This window comes from Pseudocitrobacter corydidari, assembly GCF_021172065.1.
Lineage (GTDB): Bacteria > Pseudomonadota > Gammaproteobacteria > Enterobacterales > Enterobacteriaceae > Pseudocitrobacter > Pseudocitrobacter corydidari.
The window spans coordinates 4,711,443-4,732,088 of record NZ_CP087880.1; the positions used below are offsets into that span (position 1 = coordinate 4,711,443).

Here is a 20,646-nt window from a genome sequence, read left to right on the forward strand (position 1 = left end):
GATTGATGCGATTTAATGATGAATAAAATAATCGCATTAGCTTTGCACAATGATGAATAAGCCTCTCTTCCAAAGAAGAGAGGCAGTACACTTATTTAATCCCATCCGCCGCCAGACGCTGACGAATGTGCGCCGCACGTTCCTGTGATGCCGGGTGATCGTCAAACATGGAACTCTGGCGACCGTCTTCCAGCTTCGCCAGTTTTTCAAAGCTGGTGGCGAGGCCGGTTGGGTTAATGCCACGCTTACGCAGCAGATCGTAAGAGTAGTCATCCGCTTCCGATTCCTGACGCTGGGAGAACTGGGAGTTCACCAGTTTTTCACCCAAATCGCCAAGCTGCGATTGCGACAGGCTGCCCACGATGCCACCCGCCGATGCGGCGGCGGCGCGCAGTGCGTTGGTACCAATCGCCACCTGCATGCCTTTTTTCACGTGGCCCAGCGCAACGTGACCCATTTCATGACCAATCACCGCTTCGACTTCGTTATCGGTCATGATGTCCATCAGGCCGCTGTATACACGAATACAGCCGTTAGCCATCGCAAAGGCGTTAACGTCTTTCGCCACGTAAACCTTATAGTTCACCGGCTGACCGTTGATGTTATCCCCCAGCGCGGCGGCAATTTTACTCAGACGCTTGCTGTAGTCGCTGGTCGACGGAGCAATGGTTGCTTTTGCGTCCATATCCTTACAGGCCTGGTCGCTTAGCGCCTGCACCTGTTCATCACTCAGCGAGAAGGCCTGAAAGGCGCCCGCGCCGGAGTTTAACATGCCGTTTGAATCCATATTCTGACAGCCGCTCAGCAGCAGTGACGTACCCAGAGCCAGCACGATCGCACGTGTTTTCATGATGTTATTCCGAACTCATTCATCTATATAAAATCTGAAAGTTGCTCCAGAGAAACGGAGCGAAAGATGCCTTAAGTATAAAGAAAATCCTTAAAGATGAGCGAGTGGTTTGCGCAGAGTGTGCCCTGTTCCGGAGATTTCTGAAGCGGCAAAAGGATGGTCCATGTACATGACTTGTCGCTTGGGTTACATTGTTGGCACTTTTTTCTGGCGTAGCCCATAACGCGCGGTCGTCAAGTCGTTAAGGGGCATAGCCTTCAACAGTCCGAACTGGAGTCAAAATGTCCTCACGTAAAGAGCTTGCTAATGCTATTCGTGCGCTGAGCATGGACGCAGTACAGAAAGCCAAATCCGGTCACCCGGGTGCCCCGATGGGTATGGCTGACATTGCCGAAGTCCTGTGGCGTGATTTCATGAACCACAACCCGCAGAACCCTTCCTGGGCTGACCGTGACCGCTTCGTGCTGTCTAACGGCCACGGCTCCATGCTGATTTATAGCCTGTTGCACCTCACCGGTTATGATCTGCCGATGTCTGAACTGCAAAACTTCCGCCAGCTGCACTCCAAAACTCCGGGTCACCCGGAAGTGGGCTACACCGCAGGTGTGGAAACCACTACTGGCCCGCTGGGTCAGGGTATTGCTAACGCAGTCGGTATGGCTATTGCAGAAAAAACGCTGGCGGCGCAGTTCAACCGTCCGGGCCACGACATCGTTGACCACTTCACCTACGCGTTCATGGGCGACGGCTGCATGATGGAAGGTATCTCTCACGAGGTATGTTCTCTGGCCGGTACCCTGAAACTGGGCAAACTGGTTGCGTTCTACGATGACAACGGTATCTCTATCGATGGTCACGTTGAAGGCTGGTTCACCGACGATACCGCTAAACGTTTCGAAGCCTACGGCTGGCACGTGGTTCGCGGTGTTGATGGTCACGATGCAGACTCCATCAAACGCGCCGTAGAAGAAGCGCGCGCAGTGACTGACAAACCGTCCCTGCTGATGTGCAAAACTATCATCGGTTTCGGTTCGCCGAACAAAGCCGGCACCCACGACTCCCACGGTGCGCCGCTGGGTGACGCTGAAATCGCGCTGACCCGCGAAAAACTGGGCTGGAAATACGCGCCGTTCGAAATCCCGTCTGAAATCTATGCGCAGTGGGATGCGAAAGAAGCAGGTCAGGCGAAAGAATCTGCCTGGAATGAGAAGTTCGCTGCTTATGCGAAAGCCTTCCCACAGGAAGCTGCTGAATTCACTCGTCGTATGAAAGGCGAAATGCCGTCTGACTTCGACGCGAAAGCCAACGAATTCATCGCCAAACTGCAGGCTAACCCGGCGAAAATCGCCAGCCGTAAAGCCTCTCAGAATGCGATTGAAGCATTTGGCCCGCTGCTGCCAGAATTCCTCGGCGGCTCCGCTGACCTGGCACCGTCTAACCTGACCCTGTGGTCTGGTTCTAAGGCTATCAACGAAGATACAGCCGGTAACTACATCCATTACGGTGTACGTGAATTCGGTATGACCGCGATCGCGAACGGTATCTCCCTGCACGGTGGTTTCCTGCCGTACACCTCCACCTTCCTGATGTTCGTGGAATACGCGCGTAATGCCGTACGTATGGCCGCGCTGATGAAACAGCGTCAGGTGATGGTCTACACCCACGACTCCATCGGTCTGGGCGAAGATGGCCCGACTCACCAGCCGGTAGAGCAAGTGGCTTCTCTGCGCGTGACCCCGAACATGTCCACGTGGCGTCCTTGTGACCAGGTTGAATCCGCGGTTGCGTGGAAATACGGTGTAGAACGTCAGGACGGCCCGACTGCGCTTATCCTCTCCCGTCAGAACCTGGCGCAGCAGGAACGTACTCCAGAACAGCTGGCAAACATCGCTCGCGGTGGTTATGTGCTGAAAGACTGTGCCGGCCAGCCGGAACTGATCTTCATCGCGACCGGTTCTGAAGTTGAACTGGCTGTAGCGGCATACGAAAAACTGACTGCTGAAGGCGTGAAAGCGCGCGTGGTTTCCATGCCGTCTACCGACGCATTCGACAAACAGGATGCGGCTTACCGCGAATCCGTCCTGCCGAAAGCGGTTTCCGCACGTGTTGCTGTGGAAGCGGGTATCGCTGACTACTGGTTCAAATACGTTGGCCTGAACGGCGCTATCATCGGTATGACTACCTTCGGTGAGTCTGCTCCGGCTGAGCTGCTGTTTGAAGAGTTCGGCTTCACCGTTGACAACGTTGTTGCGAAAGCAAAAGCGCTGCTGTAATTGGTAAGACGTTTTGTGAGAAGGGCCGCGAAAGCGGCCCTTTTTTCATTTCGTCGAAATAAACGGCACCGTTCCACCGGGGATCATGGTATCCGGCAGTTTACCGTTCCAGCGTTCAGCGGTGGTCAGCGCGATGAGATTCGGATTATCGCGCAGCGCTTCGCCGCGCAGGCGAATGGCTTCTGCTTCTGCCGCACCTTTTAAACGAATGGTCTCCGCTTCGGCTTTGGCTGCGGCCAGCTTACTCTCGGCTTCGGCCTGCGCCTGGGTGATGGCAATCTGCGCCTGGATTTTTTCGGTCTCCAGATTTTGCTTACGGGTGGCAATGGCGACTTCCGCCTTCATTCTGTCTTCAATCGATTTTTCATAAGCGTCGGAAAAGTCGATATTTTCAATCTGTACCCCGTCGATAACCACCGGGCCAACAATAGCTTTGCGCATCGCGTTTTGCAGGTCCTGAACCAGCCTGGTACGATCCTGTACCGCGCTGATGGCAGTGTACTGACCAAATACGTTTTCCAGCTGTGTAGGAAGCTGGCGGACAATCAGCCTGTCTTTGAGCGCGTCAATGGTGTTGTAGGTGGTATAGACCGCGCCGGCTTCTGAAGGCGGAATATGGAAGCTGACGGATACGGTCATTTGCGCGGGCTGTTGATCGCGACTATAAGCCTGAAGCCCCTGATAAACTACCGCCTGATTGCGAATTGAAATCTTTTCCACACCTTCAATGAACGGGATTTTAAACCCGAGACCCGGCTCGGCAACCTTCACAATTTTTCCATAACGCAAGAGAATACCGCGTTCGCCTTCGTTGACGGTGTACCAGGAGAGGAGCAGCAGAAACAGAATAATGAGCCCCGAAAAGGTGATGAATATAATTTTTCGAGGCTGAAAAGGTATTTTTAGCGCAGACGCTTCCATGACTTTCATCCGTGAGTAAAAAACCGGAAGATGGCACAAGAAGCCTGGGGATTAAAGCTCGCCAGAGCACTTTCAGAATTCATAAAGGGAAGCCCGGTCTGCGGTAAAACGACCGGGCAATCCCTTTTTACTGCACTTTAAGTGTTAAGTGATCGTAAGCCCGTAACCGGGTTTTCTCCTCCGGCTCGCCCATGGCGTTACACAGGTACGGTCGCCACGGCGCGGGAATCGGTAATTCCTCGGCGGAAGGGTTGTAAAGTCGCACCAGCGTTTGCCCGTACAACACATCGACGCCACTGACGATGAATCCTTCTGGTAGCGCGTCCAGAATTTTTAACCGCGCCATTTCCTGCTGCGGAATATGCAAATCAAAGTTATCCAGCCGATGCAGACAGCGGCGATCCTGCTGCCATTGCCAGAGTACAGGCGAGAAGCTGTAGTGTTGCTGATGAATGGCGAGCTGGGCTGGCGTTAGCGGTGCCAGGCAGAGTGCAAATTCAAAATACAGTTTGCCAATGAGGTTGCCTTCTGGCGTTGCCATACGCTGCCCGGAAGCGCGCCCCGGACGATAGAGCAGATCATCTTTGCCAAGATTACCGGTGCCGCGAAACAGCGTCACCCGCAATTCCTGCCCGTGGTATTCATACTCTTTCAGGCCACGAGCAAAGAAGTGGAAGTCCGGATGTGCGCTCAGTTGGTGCATAAACGGTTCGGTGTCGACAGGCATTTCGGCGAAACCCGCTGCGCTGCTAATGGACTGGTTTTCGCGCGCGATTGAGCCGAATGGCACGTCGGCGTTTACGGCGGTGATGACGTTTCCACTGTTAAAACGTAGCTGCAGGCGATGCTCGCGCACCTGGTTATCAACGCTCATGGCAAAACGGATGACGTCATCTTCGAGCGTAACGATCAGTTCTACGGCGACAGATCGTGTGTTTTCACTACGCGTGCGGCGATCGTCGTTCAGACCTTCTGGCAAGTTGAGCGTAGCCCGCAGGTGCATCTCCTGATGCGCCGGGTGACTGAGTATTGCAACGCGCTGAAACGCCGAAAAGATCAGGCCTTCGTCGCCGGGAAGAGGTGAAAAGTCATAAAGATCGCCGTCTTCGCTAACGTCGTGAAGATGAAGCAGCGGTTCCAGTACGCGGCCCTGAATTTTGTCCTCCAGGCGCAGCGTGTTGCGGTGCAGGCTCAGACGATAGTTCGCATTTTCAATCGCCGTCGCTTCCGGCGCGTTGGCGAGCAAAGGCTGTGGTGCAGGGGCTGGAGCAACAAAGAATAGCGCCAGACCTAGCGGCGGAACTGGCGCATTAAGGATGTCCACCACATTTTCGTAGTACCACGCCTGCTGTTCGGTTTCGACTTCGCCATCCGGGGTGAGTAACACATGGCGCGGGTGCTGGATTTTTCGCTGTTGACGTAACACAACCTGCAGCGGTTTGCCCGTTTCATCAAGCACGCTGAAGCTGGCTTCCGGCGTAATCAGCGTTTGCTGGCGTGCCGTGACGGTTGGGCTGCTGGTTCCATTGCTGAGCAGGAAGCGGTAGTTTTGCTCTGGCGCGAGGTTCGCCAGAATCTGCCGCGCGTGGAGGCTGTAAATCGCCTCGCCGATCTGTTGCGCCTGGCGGCAGCGGTGAAGGATATCGCGGTTGGTTTCATCGCTATTGCAGCCGCCCATGCTGTCGTGAGCGTGGCTTTCCAGCAGCCAGCGCCACGCCTGTTCGAGCAGCGCGTCACCGTGGGCGATGCCGTTCAAACGGGCTATTGCCAGCATCGGTTCTGCCAGATGGGTCAGGATCTCTTCGGTATCGAAGTTGGCTTTTTTAATGTCGTAGCGTGATGAGCCAATGCTTTTGTGCACGCGTGCAAGGCGCGGGATGCGAAACTCCCCACGCCAGTGCGGCAAGGTTTTGCCGTCTAAGGTGGCAAAGAAGCGTTCGTAGCTGCTCACTTCCCAGCGATCGTCACTGTGATGGTTGATCTCTTCGATAAGCCGATCAAAATCTGCGTCACAGCTGACCTGATCGCCGCCGATCGGGCAGAGAAGATCTTCCGATGCTGTTAAGGTTTTCATTCGCGCGATCAGCGGGAACGTCTCTTCATCCAGATGATGGCGAGAGAAATTTCGCCAGCGTCCGCCGCGTTCCGGGTGCGCCAGTGAATAGCCAAACGGCGTGATGACGGTGGTCACGCAATCGCCGTTCAGCGCTTCCCAGTTGAGCTCTGTCGGGCCCATCACGTTAGGATCATAACCACGACGCAGCAAAATAGCGGGTAGGCCAAACGCGCGGGCGATTTGCGGGAGCTGCGCGTGGCTGCCGAAGGTATCGGGCAGATAGAGCACCTGCATGCAATAGCCCGCCTGTCTGGCGTGATGAATACCGATGCGCAGATTGCGGAACAGTGATTCGGTGCTGATGTTGAAGAGATCCGGCTGGGTGTACCACGGGCCAATCAGCAACCTTTTCTGCGCGACCAGTACCCTGGCGCGGTCGGCCATTTCTGGCCTGAGGCGGATGAAATCATCGAAAATTGAGCTTTGCCCATCAAGATGAAAAACGAAACGTGGGTTGTTCTCCAGCGCTTCGATGAGTTCGCTGAATGCCTTAAGGGCAAAGAGCTGGGTATCAAGCGTCGAGAAATACCATTCGCGGTCCCAGTGGGTATGCGAGACCGCGTGGATGGTGCGGGCGTCGCTCATGCGGTTTCTCCCATGTGGAAATGCAATTGATATTCAATGTGAATATCTTCCTCATACCACATCGGAAAATTGGTGCCCCAGATGTTGTTGTAAAGCTGACCGTAAAGGCTGGTGCTGGTGTGCGGGTGATCGTTAAAACAGAGTACGCGCGGTTCGAACAATGCCAGCAGCGGGGCATCGATTGGACTAAGCGTCCAGTTCGCGGTGCTGGCCGACTCGACGGCGTGCAGGTTGCGGTTGCCGTTTTTAATGACGTTATGCCAGTTCAGCGGATAGCCCAGCTTGTGACACTGGCTGTGCTGTGTGTCGGCGAGGCCCAGTTGCAGCCAGACTTCTTCCGGCAGGCGATTAGCCTGTTTGCCAATGATACTGACGCGCAGGGTGACATCGTGGCGGATTTTACTAAAACGGTATTCGGTGCGGATTTCCTCCGGCAGACGGATGATCATTGCGGCGTTGTCCGGCGTCGGGCGCGTTATCGCCTGTAAATACCAGGCATCATCGTCTTCACGCCAGCGTGCCTGATGTAGCGCAAATTCCGCCCGTTGTGTAGTGATCGGGCGAGAAGAAAGCTCCATGCCGGGCTTGGTGAAATCCGAGAGCGACCAGACGGAGGTCACCTCCATGTTTTGCATATAGCGCTCGCGGAACTGGTCATACTCCTGATAACCCACCTGACGGTAAATCAGCCGTCCAAAGGGAGCCTGAAGCTGTTCAGTTTCACCTATCTGCAACGACGCCAGGCTGCCATCCTGCGCCAGCGAAAGGGTGTAATCACCAAAGCGGAACGCGCGAGAAGCGGTAACGTCACCTTCCACTTCAACGGGCGCGGGCTGGCTTGCCAGCACCAGCGCGTCGGGAAGATGGGTAAACGCGCTTTCCAGATAGTTTCGCTGCTCCTGCCACGAACGGGCAAAATGGCGGTAACCTTTAATTTTGCGGTGCGGGAGTTTATCGACAAACTGCTGAATAAATGTGTATTTCTCTGGCATCGGATCGGTAACGTTGTCGGCTTTACGTGCGCAATCGAACTCTTCTGGCAGATAGTGGCTGTAATCACCAAGATGCAGTTTGAGATCCATGCCCCAGGTGTGTTCCGGGATCATCAGCAGCGCATCCAGCGCCTGCGGATTGGGCTGCGGCATCTGTGCAAGCAGGTTTGTTACCCGGCGGTAGCGGCTGACCTTCGCCGGGTCGGTGCCGATACCGTGGTTCCAGGTGTCACCCATTTCAGCTTCAATCACCGGCAGCGTATGGCGCACGGTTTCCAGCCGCGCGGCGAAATTATCGAGCGTGGATGCGCTGACTTCCGCCTCCGGATAGCGCTCCCGGTAGCGGTCGATAAGCTGCAACACATCACTTGCCGAGGGCGGCGAGCAGTTGTCTTCCGCATGGCAGAAGACCAGCAGCTCATCCAGCGCTTCGCACCAGGTTTCATTACCGTAGCCGCCGAAGGAGTAGTTAACGATAAGGCTCCGATCGCCATATTTCCACAGGAACAGCGGCGGCACATCGGGCGGGCAGGATGCCGGGTTAACGCCAAGATGCAGGTAACGAACGCCTGCATCAGCAAGCCACGGAATCAACGTTTGCGGATGGCCTGGAACGTCCGTCATTTTCGCGGCGATGGTGTGACGCCCGAAACGTGCATCCAGCGCCTGGCTGTATGAAAGGCCATGCTGTAACAATTGTGGCGTCAGCAATTCGCTGTGCGTGGTGAACGGTAACGCATGCCAGACGATATCACCCTGGTTAATTGCCTCAGCAAGGCGCACCTGAGAAGGGCGATCCGCTTTCTGGAAATAGCGCTGAATCAGCCAGGAGCCGCAGCTCCAGATAAAGTTTTTTTGCCCGTCGCGGTTCACCTGCTGGGCAAGATTGATAACTGACGGAATAAACTCATTCAGATATTTATCTTCAATCACCTGGGCAAAATCGGTGAAGCCGATATCCAGATGCGTTTTATAGATAATGTGTACGCGTTTCATTTTTCACTCCCTGAAAATGGGGTTGGTAATCAACTGAGCCGTCTGTTCGCGGTTGACCCGCAGAAAAGCAAACGCGCTGTCGCTGCAATCCACTTCCTGATTGATATGGCCGTTACGGTTGTTGAGCAGATAGATTTTCTTCTGCGTATAAAGCAGCACCTGATTGTCGGGGCGGGTATCGAGATTGACCTGAAGCAGGGCGCTGTCAGCGGTGTCGCCGATACCTGCAGTGCCCATGACAAAACGGTTTAGCCGGGTTTCACTGTCGCTTTGCAGGTAACTTTGCCCACGTTCAAGGCCACGCAAGATATCCTCGCGCTCGGCGCTTTGCGCCCGTACGCTGATGCGCGGCAGGATCTGACCTTTCTCTTTATGGAAATCGCTGCCTGCGGTGACCGGCATCCTGATGCCGTCGTACAGCAGCTGTAACCAGTACTGGAAGGTCATCTCATTGCCCGTGGCATCCCACGGGCCATTCCACAGTTCCAGCCAATCGTGGCCGCGAAACGGCAGCATCCAGGGGCAGTAGTGGCAGAAAGGGTGATTGATGCCAATACGTGCGCCGTTGCGGCGAGCCTCATCCATTTTGGCCGTAATATCCTGTTCGCTAAAATGCGGAAGGAAGCGTTCAACGGGCTGCGTCAGACCAAGAAAATTCACGTGCCCGCGATCGGTGGTTAGTTCCATACCGGGAATCAGCGTCAGCGGCGCGTTCATCCCGGCAATCACCCGGTTCTGCGTGGTGGTGTTGTGATCGGTCAGGCACAGGAAATCGAAGTTCAGCCCCATTGCGCGCTCAATTAGCGCCTCTACGGAAAGCTTGCCATCGCTGTGTTCCGAGTGAATATGCGTATCGCCCGTCAGCCAGCGGGGCGTTTTGCGCTGGAAGGTAATGTCGATATCGATGCGGCATTCGCCACGAATTTTGTACAGACCGAGCAGAACTGACCAGGTTCCCGTAGTGATGGGCGTGTGGAGATAGCCCGGCGTGGCGAAAGATTCGCTGATAATCAGCTCTTTTCGTGCGCCGCCGCTCCAGCCAATGATCTCCTCGCCGCGCGCGAGGCCCAAATCCACCACATTACCTTCGCTAAAACGGTAGCTGATAATCAGCCGCTCAACCTCGTCGTTCACTTCAAAGGTGACGGGCCTGAGCTGTTTCTCGTCATAGGGATGAACCACAACGGATTGGTGCAGGGTAGTGGATTCCATTACGCTTCCCCCAGCAGTTCTTTGCAGTCGCCCGCGATCATGACCACTTCCGCGCCATAAATGACTTGCAGGCCTTTCTCACTGACGTGGACGACGCCTTTCGCGCGCAGGCTTTTTTTCCAGACGTCATCGCTGGCGACGCGAGCCGGGTCAATGACCTCGACGCGTAGTCGGGAAATACAGTTATCGAACTGCGAAATATTTTGTGGGCCACCCAGGGCATCAATAATCTGCTGGGCAAAAAGGCTGCTTTGCGCCGTGCTGGCGTTTGTTTTGTCTTTAAAATCTTGCTTACTGAACAGCCTGACGTCTTCGTCTGCGGCGGAGCCCTCTTCGCGGCCTGGGGTCATCACGTTGAAGCGCGTAATCAGATAGCGGAATAAAAAATAATAAACGGCGAAGAAGAGCGGGGTCAGCCACAGGTAGCCCCACATATCGAGTTTATCCGGCTGGAGCAGAACGGGAAGAATGTCCTTCAGGCAACCGCCATACACGGAAATGTTCGCCATTTCTGACAAAACAAAAATCAGGCCGGTCAGCGGTACGTGCACAAAGTAGAACAGCCACGGCGCGACGAACAAAAAGGTGTATTCAATGGGCTCGGTGATGCCAAACAGCATCATGGTTGCGACGACGGGGAGCAGTAAGCCGGCGACCACTTTTTTATGACTTGAGCGTGAACAGTGGTACATCGCCAGTGCGGCACCCGGCAACGCACCGAAGTGAATCACCACGCGGCCAGACTGGAAACCGCGTACCAGTAGCTCGTGCGAGGACTCACATCCCAGCTGCGCCATATAAATATTGGTGGTGCCACTGACCAGGTTGCCGCAAATCTCCATCGTCCCGCCGAGTTCGGTCAGGCGGATAGGCGTGGTGATGAGGTGGTGCAGCCCGACGGGCAGAAGCGATTTATCGGCAATGGCCCAGATAAAGGTGCCGAACAGACCGGAATCGCCGATCATTTTACTGAACTGTGCCAGCATCCAGCCGATGGGCGGCCAGATAAAATAGAGCGCCACGCCCATCAACGCTCCAACAACCAGCGTAACGATGGGTACCGTTCGCGTACCGGCAAAGAATGAAAGCACCAGCGGAAGCTTCACGTTGTATAAACGATTATGCAGCCAGGCGGTGGTCAGGCCAACCGCCATCCCACCGAAAACGCTCATGCGATAGGTGAACATACCCAGTTCGGTGGTATAGATAGAGGCCTTCTGCACGGCGGAGACGGGGTCCATGTGCTGCTGAGTGATAAACCAGTCTGCGGTGGTGGTTTGCGCGCTGATGCCCTGGGAATCCAGCAGCGTGTTGAGGATGTAATGCATCGCCATAAAGCATACCGCGCCGGAAAACGCGGCCCAGGCTTTCTCTTTCTTTGCCAACCCGAAAGCGACGCCGATGGAGAAGAAGAGCGGAAGATTGCGAAAGACCACATCGCCGGTGGCTTTCATGACGCTAAAGGCGATGTATCCAGGCGAACCTTTGCTGATAAGCGAGGAGAGATGCAACGCTGCAAGGGTTTCTGTATTCGTGAAGGCACTCCCAAAGCCCATAAACATGGAGCCGATGGTGATAATTGATATGGGGACCAGCATGGCCTGGCCAATCATTTGCATCTGCTGCTTCATAAATTATCCTTGTGAATAGTTCGTCCGACGATAACTCGGATGAATTCCTCTATTTTTATTCACGGCCTTCAGAGGTTTTATATTTATTTTATAAATGTAATTAGCGTGGTTTTTATTGATGTCGCTAATAATTATTAGTTATCATGCGGGCCGCATGGCTGCTGTGTTTATTTAAAACCGAATGAGGAGTTTATCATCGTAAAAACGGGATTGTGTGACAGACACGACGATAAATAAATATTGAAGGTATCTATGAATAGTGCGAATTTATTTCTTTCAAAGAAAAGCCCCGCCGAAGCGGGGCTAGTCAGGTACAACGTTAGCCAGTTTCAAATTAAGAGTAACGGTACGGAACCCCTCCATCGCTTAGCGTATAAATAACGCGATGAATCGGCGAGGGGTGTAAATCATCATGTATCATTGACGATACTGTTATATGAATTACAACCATCAGTACGGCGAATTTCAGAATATCCATACCGCAAATCCTGCTTGAAGCGGCAAGCGTCAGCGGCTATCCTAGAACTGTTTGGAGTCATGGATCACCCCCGTAGTTTGCCTGTTTTTATACCGCAACGACGGGGGTTTTCTTTTTTCAGTGCAAGGAGCCGCACGGAAAAAGTTCCCCCGCGCCGTTGCACCTGTCGATGAACATTCACCAACACACAAATTTTACTCGCGTTGGTTATTTGTCGCTTTTATTTAGAATGTCTGAATTCGGATATTATTAGAAATAAGAGATATTTTAGAAAAGCCCCGCTGGAGCGGGGCTAATCAAGGGGCAACGTTAGCCAGTTTCAAATTACGAACAGCGGTGTGGCATTCCTCCTTCGCTCTGCGTATACATAACGCGATTAACCAAAGAGGGTTGTAAATCGTGATGTATCATTGACGATACAATTAAATGAAGTACAACCATCAGTACGGCGAATTTCAATATATCCATACCGCACATCCTGCTTGAAGCGGCAAGCGTCAGCGGCTATCCTAGACCTGTTGAGAGTCATGGATCACCCCCGTAGTTTGCCTGTTTTTATACCGCAACGACGGGGGTTTTCTTTTTCCAGTGCAAGGAGCCGCACGGAAAAAGTCCCCGCGCCGTTGCACCTGCCGATGACTTACGCATCGACGAGCAAATTTTACCCTTCATTTCGCCTAATCACTCATTCAGAGATAGTCTGATTCCGTACTCGGTCTTTATTCCATCGCCCGACTCCTTCTGGCATAACGCTGCAAATTATTCCTGTAGAAATGTGATGTATGTCAGATTCCTGGTGCGTTTGTCTGGACAATCATTCCTTTTATTCCGGCTTTCGCTTATTCTGGCTGAAGCGTTTCAGTTGATGAAGTGTTCGACATTTGACCAATCAGTCACTGTTTGTGGCAGGTAAGGTTTCCCGGAATGAATTGCTGCATTACTCTGTCAGCCACATTGCTTTGGGATGACCTTGCAGGAGACCTATGACCGTACGCGTAGCGATTAATGGCTTCGGTCGCATTGGGCGTAACGTGGTTCGTGCTTTGTATGAATCCGGACGCCGTGCGGAAATCACCGTGGTGGCAATCAATGAACTGGCGGATGCTGCGGGCATCGCACACTTATTGAAATATGACACCAGCCATGGCCGTTTTGCCTGGGACGTTCGCCAGGAACGGGAACAGTTGTTTGTTGGCGACGACAGCATTCGTCTTCTGCACGAGCGCGAGATTAACGCGCTGCCCTGGCGCGAACTGTCGGTTGATGTGGTGCTCGATTGTACCGGCGTGTTCGGTAGTCGCGCTGACGGCGAAGCACATATCGCCGCAGGCGCGAAGAAGGTGCTCTTTTCACATCCCGGTAGCAACGACCTCGACGCAACGGTGGTTTATGGTGTAAACCATGACGCGTTACGTCCTGAACATCGTATTGTCTCCAATGCCTCCTGTACCACGAATTGCATAATCCCCATCATAAAATTGTTGGATGATGCCTGGGGCATTGAATCGGGAACGGTGACGACGATTCACTCCGCGATGCACGATCAGCAGGTGATTGACGCGTATCACCCGGACCTGCGCCGCACACGCGCCGCAAGTCAGTCGATCATTCCGGTCGATACGAAGCTTGCTGCAGGGATTACGCGTATTTTCCCGCAGTTTAACGATCGATTCGAAGCGATTGCGGTGCGTGTACCGACCATTAACGTCACGGCAATCGATCTTAGCGTAACGGTAAAAAATCCGGTAAACGCTAATGAAGTCAACCAGTTGCTGCAAAAAGCAGCACGGGATGCATTTCATGGTATAGTTGACTATACGGAATTACCGTTGGTCTCAACAGATTTTAACCACGATCCGCACAGCGCCATTGTTGATGGCACGCAGACGCGAGTGAGTGGCGCGCATCTGATCAAAACACTGGTCTGGTGCGATAACGAATGGGGCTTTGCTAACCGAATGCTCGACACCACGTTAGCGATGGCCGCACAAGGTTTCAGGTAGGACGCGAATGCGTCTGCAAAACTTTATGAATCAACGAGAGGATTCACCATGTCTGTAATTAAGATGACCGATCTGGATCTTGCTGGTAAACGTGTTTTTATCCGTGCGGATCTGAACGTACCAGTTAAAGAAGGGAAAGTAACCAGCGACGCGCGTATCCGTGCTTCCCTGCCGACCATCGAGCTGGCCCTGAAACAAGGCGCGAAAGTGATGGTAACCTCCCACCTGGGTCGTCCGACCGAAGGCGAGTACAACGAAGAATTCTCTCTGCTGCCGGTTGTTAATTACCTGAAAGACAAACTGTCTAACCCGGTACGTCTGGTTAAAGATTACCTGGACGGCGTAGAAGTTGCTGCAGGTGAACTGGTTGTTCTGGAAAACGTTCGCTTCAACAAAGGCGAGAAAAAAGACGACGAAGCACTGTCCAAAAAATACGCTGCGCTGTGCGACGTATTCGTCATGGATGCTTTCGGTACCGCTCACCGTGCGCAGGCTTCTACTCACGGTATCGGCAAATTCGCTGACGTTGCGTGCGCAGGCCCGCTGCTGGCCGCTGAACTGGACGCGCTGGGTAAAGCACTGAAAGAACCTGCTCGCCCGATGGTGGCTATCGTTGGTGGCTCTAAAGTGTCTACCAAACTGACCGTTCTGGACTCTCTGTCTAAAATCGCTGACCAGCTGATCGTTGGCGGTGGTATCGCGAACACCTTCGTTGCCGCTCAGGGCCACAACGTCGGTAAATCCCTGTATGAAGCTGACCTGGTTGATGAAGCCAAACGTCTGCTGACCACCTGCGACATTCCGGTTCCGACTGATGTGCGCGTGGCAACCGAGTTCTCCGAAACTGCGGCAGCGACCCTGAAATCCGTATCTGACGTGAAAGAAGACGAGCAGATCCTGGATATCGGCGACGCATCTGCACAGCAGCTGGCTGAGATTCTGAAAAACGCGAAAACCATCCTGTGGAATGGTCCGGTTGGCGTGTTTGAATTCCCGAACTTCCGTAAAGGTACTGAAATCGTGGCTAACGCTATCGCAGACAGCGACGCGTTCTCCATCGCAGGCGGCGGCGATACTCTGGCTGCAATCGACCTGTTCGGTATCTCTGACAAAATCTCCTACATCTCCACTGGTGGCGGCGCATTCCTCGAATTCGTGGAAGGCAAAGTACTACCAGCAGTTGCAATGCTCGAAGAGCGCGCTAAGAAGTAATGTTTGAGCAGGCGGGGAAACCCGCCTGTTTTTCAGCGCGCTACATAGCTCGCGCTTCTTTTTCTAACGGCCGAAGATACAGATAGGACTCGTAAACATGTCTAAAATTTTTGATTTCGTAAAACCTGGTGTTATCACTGGTGATGACGTTCAGAAAGTGTTCCAGGTAGCAAAAGAAAACAACTTTGCACTGCCAGCAGTAAACTGCGTGGGCACCGACTCCATCAACGCCGTTCTGGAAACCGCTGCTAAAGTTAAAGCACCGGTTATCGTTCAGTTCTCCAACGGTGGTGCAGCATTCATTGCCGGTAAAGGCGTGAAAACTGACGTTCCGCAGGGTGCAGCAATCCTGGGCGCTATCTCTGGCGCGCATCACGTTCACCAGATGGCTGAGCACTACGGTGTTCCGGTTATTCTGCACACTGACCACTGCGCGAAAAAACTGCTGCCGTGGATCGACGGCCTGCTGGACGCGGGTGAAAAACACTTCGCTGCTACCGGCAAACCGCTGTTCTCTTCTCACATGATCGACCTGTCTGAAGAGTCTCTGCACGAAAACATCGAAATCTGCTCCAAATACCTGGCGCGTATGTCCAAAATGGGCATGACTCTGGAAATCGAACTGGGTTGCACCGGTGGTGAAGAAGACGGCGTGGACAACAGCCACATGGACGCTTCTGCACTGTACACCCAGCCGGAAGACGTAGATTACGCGTACACTGAACTGAGCAAAATCAGCCCGCGTTTCACCATCGCCGCTTCCTTCGGTAACGTACACGGCGTATACAAACCAGGTAACGTGGTTCTGACCCCGACCATCCTGCGTGATTCTCAGGACTATGTTTCTAAGAAACACAACCTGCCGCACAACAGCCTGAACTTCGTCTTCCACGGCGGTTCCGGTTCTTCTGCTCAGGAAATCAAAGACTCTGTAAGCTACGGTGTAGTGAAAATGAACATCGATACCGATACCCAATGGGCGACCTGGGAAGGTATTCTGAACTACTACAAAACCAACGAAGCTTACCTGCAGGGCCAGCTGGGCAACCCGAAAGGCGAAGACCAGCCGAACAAAAAATACTACGATCCGCGCGTGTGGCTGCGCGCTGGCCAGACCAGCATGAGCGCTCGTCTGGAGCAGGCTTTCAAAGAACTGAACGCGGTTGACGTTCTGTAATTTGATGCTGCGTGAATGATAAAAGGCTTCCTTCGGGAAGCCTTTTTTTTGCGTGAAACCAGCACGTTAGTCTGAAATACAGGTGCCTTTTTTCCCTGCAAGTATCTGTGGTGCATCTTTCAGCGCGCCAATAAACGCCGCATTGCCTGTTTGCTTTACAAACTGAATGACCGCAGCGGCTTTTGGCCCCATCGCCCCATCCGGTGCGGCGAACGGCGCCAGTTCTCCAGGGGTAACCTGACGTAAAGCGCGGGCCTGTGGCGTTCCCCAATTTTCGTACACCGCATCGGCATCGGTTAGAATCAGCAGATGGTCGGCGCTGATTGCCTGGGCCAGCACGGCTGCCGTCAAATCTTTATCAATTACGGCTTCGATACCCTGATAGCCGACCTCTTTTTCAACGACCGGAATCCCGCCGCCCCCACAGCAAATCACCAGATGCCCGTCATTCATTAGCGTGCGGATCGCCTCGCTATCGATAATTTTCAACGGCGCAGGGGAGGCGACCACGCGGCGGATATACTGGCCGTCAGGCTTCATTTGCCAGCCATAGCGCGCCTGAAGTTCAGCTTGTTGTTCTGGCGGATAAACAGGACCGATATATTTGCCCGGCGATGCAAACGCAGGGTCATTCGGATCAACTTCTACGCGAGTCATCAGCGTGGTGACCGGTGCGCTGCTGTTAGCCGTGAGCTCCTGCGCAATCGCAAAACCAATCATCCCCTGGCTTTCGGCAACCAGGATATCCAGCGGCCAGGCAGGCGCATCCTGGTAGGCAGCATTCTGCAAGGCCAGCAGTCCCACCTGCGGGCCGTTGCCGTGAACGATCACCAACTGATAATCACGCGCCAGCTGCGCTACCATTTGGGAAAAGAGTTGAATGCTTTTTTGCTGATTCTCAGCGCTGAGGATCTCACCACGCTGTAATAACGCATTGCCGCCAAGGGCAATGACCAGTTTCTTTTTCATTGTTGCCTCACAAAATAGATGATGTCGCGCTCAATATAGTTTTTCCATTTCTATTCACTGTGATGGCGATAATGATTTAATTATCACGAAAAATAACTTGTTAATCTCTGCCATTTTAATTGTTTTTATATAACTAAATTTAAAAGTGATTATTAGACTTTTTTTAATAATTATGCGGTGAGTTACCAGGAATTTATAACAATGGTTTTAGTGTGACTTTGCTCAAATGAAAACTCACTTAACCCCGATATGGTTAGGTCAGTTTAAACATCAAGCCTCCTGACAGAGGCATTCAGCGGTAATGATTACCGGGAGTTCACTTATGTCTGATTCATGTGAAGTGACTGATGTCACAAAAAGAAAAGGAATACCGGCCTGGTGGGTCACCGTATTCCTGTTCTGGCTGGGCTGGATTTTTATGTATGCCGACCGTACCGTTCTTAATCCGGTTATGGGCGAACTGGAAAAAGAGTTCGGCTTAACGGGAACACAGTTAGGTATTCTTAATTCAGTATTCTATTTTTCTTACGCCTTATTGCAGGTTCCCGCGGGGATCCTCGGCGATAAAATCGGTAAGAAAAAAGTGTTGGTGCCTGGATTTATTTTGTTCGGCGTCTTTACTGCGGTAACGGGCTGGGCAAAAAGCTGGTACACATTACTGTTTGCCCGCGTGGTCACAGGCGCGGGCGAGGGAACCTATTATGGCCCGCAGTACGGCTTATCTTCAGAGCAAATCCCGAAAAAATTCCGCTCGCTGGGTAGCGCCATCATCAACAGTGGTATGGCGTTTGGTATTGCGCTGGGCCTGATGACCTCAAGCTGGCTGGTTTACGATCAGGGCCATTCCTGGAGGATGCCGTTCTACGCGATGGCGGTGCCTTCCGTACTCGTCGGACTGGCAATCTGGTTCTTTGTTAAAGAGAAGAAACGCACCACTGAAGTTGACGGTAAGCCGATTAAAAAAGGTAAGTTTAGCGACCTCCTGAAGAACCGTAATTTAATTCTTACCTATATCATGGTGTTCTGTAGCCTGTTTGGTTTCTTCGTTATTCTGACCTGGCTTCCCTATTATTTGCAAAATGAACGCGGTATTGCCGGTAGTGAAACAGGATTTATTTCATCACTGGTTGCGTGGATCTCCATTCCTGGTGCGCTGTTATTCTCCAGCCTGTCAGATAAATTAGGCAAGCGTAAACCCTTAATCATGTTCCTGGTACCGGTTGCCATTCTCAGCATGCTGTCTATCGTCTGGATGCCAAATATGACCGGCGTCATTGTCGCCCTGTGCGTTTATGGGCTGGTAGGCAAACTGGCACTTGACCCGGTATTGGTCGCGCTGGTGGCCGATAGCGTGGATGAAAATAATTACAGTACCGCCTTTGGTTTATTTAATTTCATCGGTATGAGCTCATCTATTCTTGCACCGATTATTGCCGGTGCGGCGCGAGATATGACCGGAAGTCTGGCCTCCAGTTTCTATGTTTCTGCTGTTTTATTGGCTATCGGCCTGGTCGCCATGCTGTTTTTAAAAGAAAAACGTACATAAGAGGTAGCGGTAATGATTTACGCCTTTATTAAAAAGGGAAGTTTTCAGGACTCCGTCAGCCTGATGATTATTTCCCGCAAACTGAGTGAACGTCCGGAAGTGGATCAGGTATCGGTAATGATGGGCACGCCCGCGAATAAATCGATGCTGGAATCTACCGGTTTCTGGCATGACGACTTCGCTGAAGCCACACCTAACGACATCTGCGTGGCGGTGCGTACTGAAACGGAACAACCGGCGATTATGGATCTAATCCGTGAGCAACTGGAGAAAGAACTCAGCGCCATTGCCAGTGCATCAGGTAGCTCGCAACAATTGCTGAAAGCCCGTCGTTGGGAAAGTGCGTGTCAGAAATTACCCCAGGCTAACCTGTTGCTGGTCTCGGTGGCCGGAGAGTACGCCGCCTCGGTCGCGAAAGAAGGGCTGCTGGCAGGTAAAAACGTGATGTTGTTTTCCGATAACGTCCCGTTGACGCAAGAGATGGAACTGAAAACGCTGGCGCGTGAACGCGGGCTCATCGTCATGGGGCCAGACTGCGGTACCGCGATGATTGCCGGGAGCCCGCTGGCTTTCGCTAACGTGCTGCCGGAAGGGGGCATTGGCGTGATTGGCGCATCGGGTACGGGGATTCAGGAGATTACCTCGCAGGTGGCCTTACATCAACAGGGTATCAGTCATGCGATTGGGCTTGGTGGGCGAGACTTAAGTGCCGACATCGGCGGTATCAGCGCATTAACCGCGCTTGAGATGCTGGCCTCTGATGAGGCGACTCAGGTGATTGCCTTTGTCTCGAAACCTCCATCACCACAGGTTCGCACGCGGATTATCGCCGCGATGCAGAACGTCGGGAAACCCGTCGTGGCGCTCTTCCTTGGCAGTAAGCCGGAGCAGCGCCGTGAAGGAAACGTCTGGCTGGCTAACTCATTGTCTGAAGCCGCGCGTCTGGCGGTGTTGCTGATGCGCGTCGCGCGGCAGCGGCAGATTCAACCGGAAGTGGCGGGCAAAGGTATTTATGGGCTGTATGCCGGGGGAACCCTGGCGGCGGAAGCGGCGATGCTTCTCTCTGCGGGGTTAAATGTGCCGGTGAGTGAAAGCCACGCGCAAGGCGTGATGCTGGACGCGGGCGGTCATCGGATTGTTGACCTGGGGGATGACAGCTACACCCTCGGCAGGCCACATCCGATGATTGACCCGACCACCCGCAGTATTGAAATCGAAAAACTGGCCGCCCTACCGGATGTTGGCGTGCTGCTACTGGATGTGGTGCTTGGCTACGGAGCCTGTGAAGACCCTGCGGGAGCGGTGGTTCAGACACTGGAACAGGTGCGCGCGCGCCGAACTGCGCCGCTGGTCACTATCGCCACACTGACGGGCACCGAAGGCGATCCGCAGGGCCGCACAGCACAAAGCGAAAAACTTCGTGAAGCGGGCGTTGCGGTCGTCGAGACCCTCGAAGAGGCGATTCTCCTCGCCATAAGCCTGACGCATCACCAGGAAAGCCACCCGGCAGAAAAACACTACCCGCTGCTGGACGGCGTGCAGGTCATCAACGCCGGTTTACGCAGCTTCGCGCTGGATCTGCAAAGCAGCGGCACACCTGTTGTGCACTATCAGTGGGCGCCTGTTGCTGGCGGCAACGCGCATCTTGCCAGTCTTCTCAAACAGTTACATTAAGTTAGAGGTAC

The 20,646-nt window shown here is 53.3% G+C and carries 13 protein-coding genes; 6 read left to right on the plus strand and 7 right to left on the minus strand.

All coding sequences use genetic code 11. The features are described from left to right. Positions 1-91: 91 nt before the first annotated feature. Positions 92-850, minus strand: a complete 759-nt coding sequence (gene loiP, locus G163CM_RS22040) for a metalloprotease LoiP (protein ID WP_231826291.1) — start codon at positions 848-850, stop codon at positions 92-94. Between the two features lie 281 nt (positions 851-1,131). On the opposite strand from loiP, the gene tkt reads away from it, so the two are divergent. Beyond that, the gene (gene tkt / locus G163CM_RS22045; RefSeq protein WP_231826292.1) at positions 1,132-3,123 is read left to right on the plus strand and encodes a transketolase; all 1,992 of its coding nucleotides are present in this window, start codon (positions 1,132-1,134) and stop codon (positions 3,121-3,123) included. Between the two features lie 45 nt (positions 3,124-3,168). Here the strand turns inward: tkt and G163CM_RS22050 are convergent, their stop codons facing one another. The 5 genes from G163CM_RS22050 to G163CM_RS22070 all read right to left on the minus strand — a co-directional run bounded on the left by G163CM_RS22050 (position 3,169) and on the right by G163CM_RS22070 (position 11,576). Continuing rightward, on the minus strand, positions 3,169-4,044 hold the full coding sequence (locus G163CM_RS22050; RefSeq protein WP_231826293.1) for a prohibitin family protein: 876 nt from the start codon (positions 4,042-4,044) through the stop codon (positions 3,169-3,171). Positions 4,045-4,171: 127 nt separating this feature from the next. Beyond that, the gene (locus G163CM_RS22055) at positions 4,172-6,745 is read right to left on the minus strand and encodes a glycoside hydrolase family 38 N-terminal domain-containing protein (protein WP_231826294.1); all 2,574 of its coding nucleotides are present in this window, start codon (positions 6,743-6,745) and stop codon (positions 4,172-4,174) included. Continuing rightward, a complete protein-coding gene (locus G163CM_RS22060; protein ID WP_231826295.1) occupies positions 6,742-8,733 on the minus strand; it encodes a DUF5054 domain-containing protein in 1,992 nt (663 codons plus the stop codon). The genes G163CM_RS22055 and G163CM_RS22060 overlap by 4 nt, the downstream gene beginning before the upstream one ends. A 3-nt stretch (positions 8,734-8,736) precedes the next feature. Further along, positions 8,737-9,945, minus strand: a complete 1,209-nt coding sequence (locus G163CM_RS22065) for a CehA/McbA family metallohydrolase (protein ID WP_231826296.1) — start codon at positions 9,943-9,945, stop codon at positions 8,737-8,739. Beyond that, positions 9,945-11,576, minus strand: coding sequence for a PTS transporter subunit EIIC (locus G163CM_RS22070; RefSeq protein ID WP_231826297.1), 1,632 nt, complete (start codon positions 11,574-11,576; stop codon positions 9,945-9,947). Before G163CM_RS22070 ends, G163CM_RS22065 begins: the two co-directional genes overlap by 1 nt. 1,461 nt (positions 11,577-13,037) lie before the next feature. Between G163CM_RS22070 and epd the strand changes: the two genes are divergently transcribed. From epd to fbaA, 3 genes are all read left to right on the plus strand, one after another. Beyond that, a complete protein-coding gene (gene epd, locus G163CM_RS22075) occupies positions 13,038-14,057 on the plus strand; it encodes an erythrose-4-phosphate dehydrogenase (protein WP_231826298.1) in 1,020 nt (339 codons plus the stop codon). 48 nt (positions 14,058-14,105) lie between these two features. Beyond that, the gene (gene pgk, locus G163CM_RS22080) at positions 14,106-15,269 is read left to right on the plus strand and encodes a phosphoglycerate kinase (RefSeq protein WP_231826299.1); all 1,164 of its coding nucleotides are present in this window, start codon (positions 14,106-14,108) and stop codon (positions 15,267-15,269) included. 97 nt (positions 15,270-15,366) lie between these two features. Further along, complete coding sequence (fbaA, locus tag G163CM_RS22085; RefSeq protein ID WP_015963099.1) at positions 15,367-16,446, plus strand: class II fructose-bisphosphate aldolase; 1,080 nt, start codon at positions 15,367-15,369, stop codon at positions 16,444-16,446. A 66-nt stretch (positions 16,447-16,512) separates the two neighbouring features. On the opposite strand, the gene G163CM_RS22090 is transcribed toward fbaA, so the two are convergent. Further along, entirely contained in the window at positions 16,513-17,415 is a 903-nt protein-coding gene (locus tag G163CM_RS22090; protein ID WP_231826300.1) for a carbamate kinase, read from the minus strand. 322 nt (positions 17,416-17,737) lie between these two features. On the opposite strand from G163CM_RS22090, the gene G163CM_RS22095 reads away from it, so the two are divergent. Then, a complete protein-coding gene (locus G163CM_RS22095; RefSeq protein WP_231826301.1) occupies positions 17,738-18,961 on the plus strand; it encodes an MFS transporter in 1,224 nt (407 codons plus the stop codon). Between the two features lie 12 nt (positions 18,962-18,973). After that, positions 18,974-20,635 (plus strand): acyl-CoA synthetase FdrA, encoded by a 1,662-nt coding sequence (locus tag G163CM_RS22100; protein ID WP_231826302.1) that lies wholly within the window; start codon positions 18,974-18,976, stop codon positions 20,633-20,635. Positions 20,636-20,646: the final 11 nt, after the last annotated feature.

Coding starts and splice junctions, on each gene's coding strand:
- G163CM_RS22060 (WP_231826295.1), bottom strand. CDS start 8,733: ATGAAACGCGTACACATTATCTATAAAACGCATCTGGATATCGGCTTC.
- loiP (WP_231826291.1), bottom strand. CDS start 850: ATGAAAACACGTGCGATCGTGCTGGCTCTGGGTACGTCACTGCTGCTG.
- fbaA (WP_015963099.1), top strand. CDS start 15,367: ATGTCTAAAATTTTTGATTTCGTAAAACCTGGTGTTATCACTGGTGAT.
- G163CM_RS22095 (WP_231826301.1), top strand. CDS start 17,738: ATGTCTGATTCATGTGAAGTGACTGATGTCACAAAAAGAAAAGGAATA.
- G163CM_RS22070 (WP_231826297.1), bottom strand. CDS start 11,576: ATGAAGCAGCAGATGCAAATGATTGGCCAGGCCATGCTGGTCCCCATA.
- epd (WP_231826298.1), top strand. CDS start 13,038: ATGACCGTACGCGTAGCGATTAATGGCTTCGGTCGCATTGGGCGTAAC.
- G163CM_RS22100 (WP_231826302.1), top strand. CDS start 18,974: ATGATTTACGCCTTTATTAAAAAGGGAAGTTTTCAGGACTCCGTCAGC.
- pgk (WP_231826299.1), top strand. CDS start 14,106: ATGTCTGTAATTAAGATGACCGATCTGGATCTTGCTGGTAAACGTGTT.
- G163CM_RS22055 (WP_231826294.1), bottom strand. CDS start 6,745: ATGAGCGACGCCCGCACCATCCACGCGGTCTCGCATACCCACTGGGAC.
- G163CM_RS22050 (WP_231826293.1), bottom strand. CDS start 4,044: ATGGAAGCGTCTGCGCTAAAAATACCTTTTCAGCCTCGAAAAATTATA.
- G163CM_RS22065 (WP_231826296.1), bottom strand. CDS start 9,945: ATGGAATCCACTACCCTGCACCAATCCGTTGTGGTTCATCCCTATGAC.
- G163CM_RS22090 (WP_231826300.1), bottom strand. CDS start 17,415: ATGAAAAAGAAACTGGTCATTGCCCTTGGCGGCAATGCGTTATTACAG.
- tkt (WP_231826292.1), top strand. CDS start 1,132: ATGTCCTCACGTAAAGAGCTTGCTAATGCTATTCGTGCGCTGAGCATG.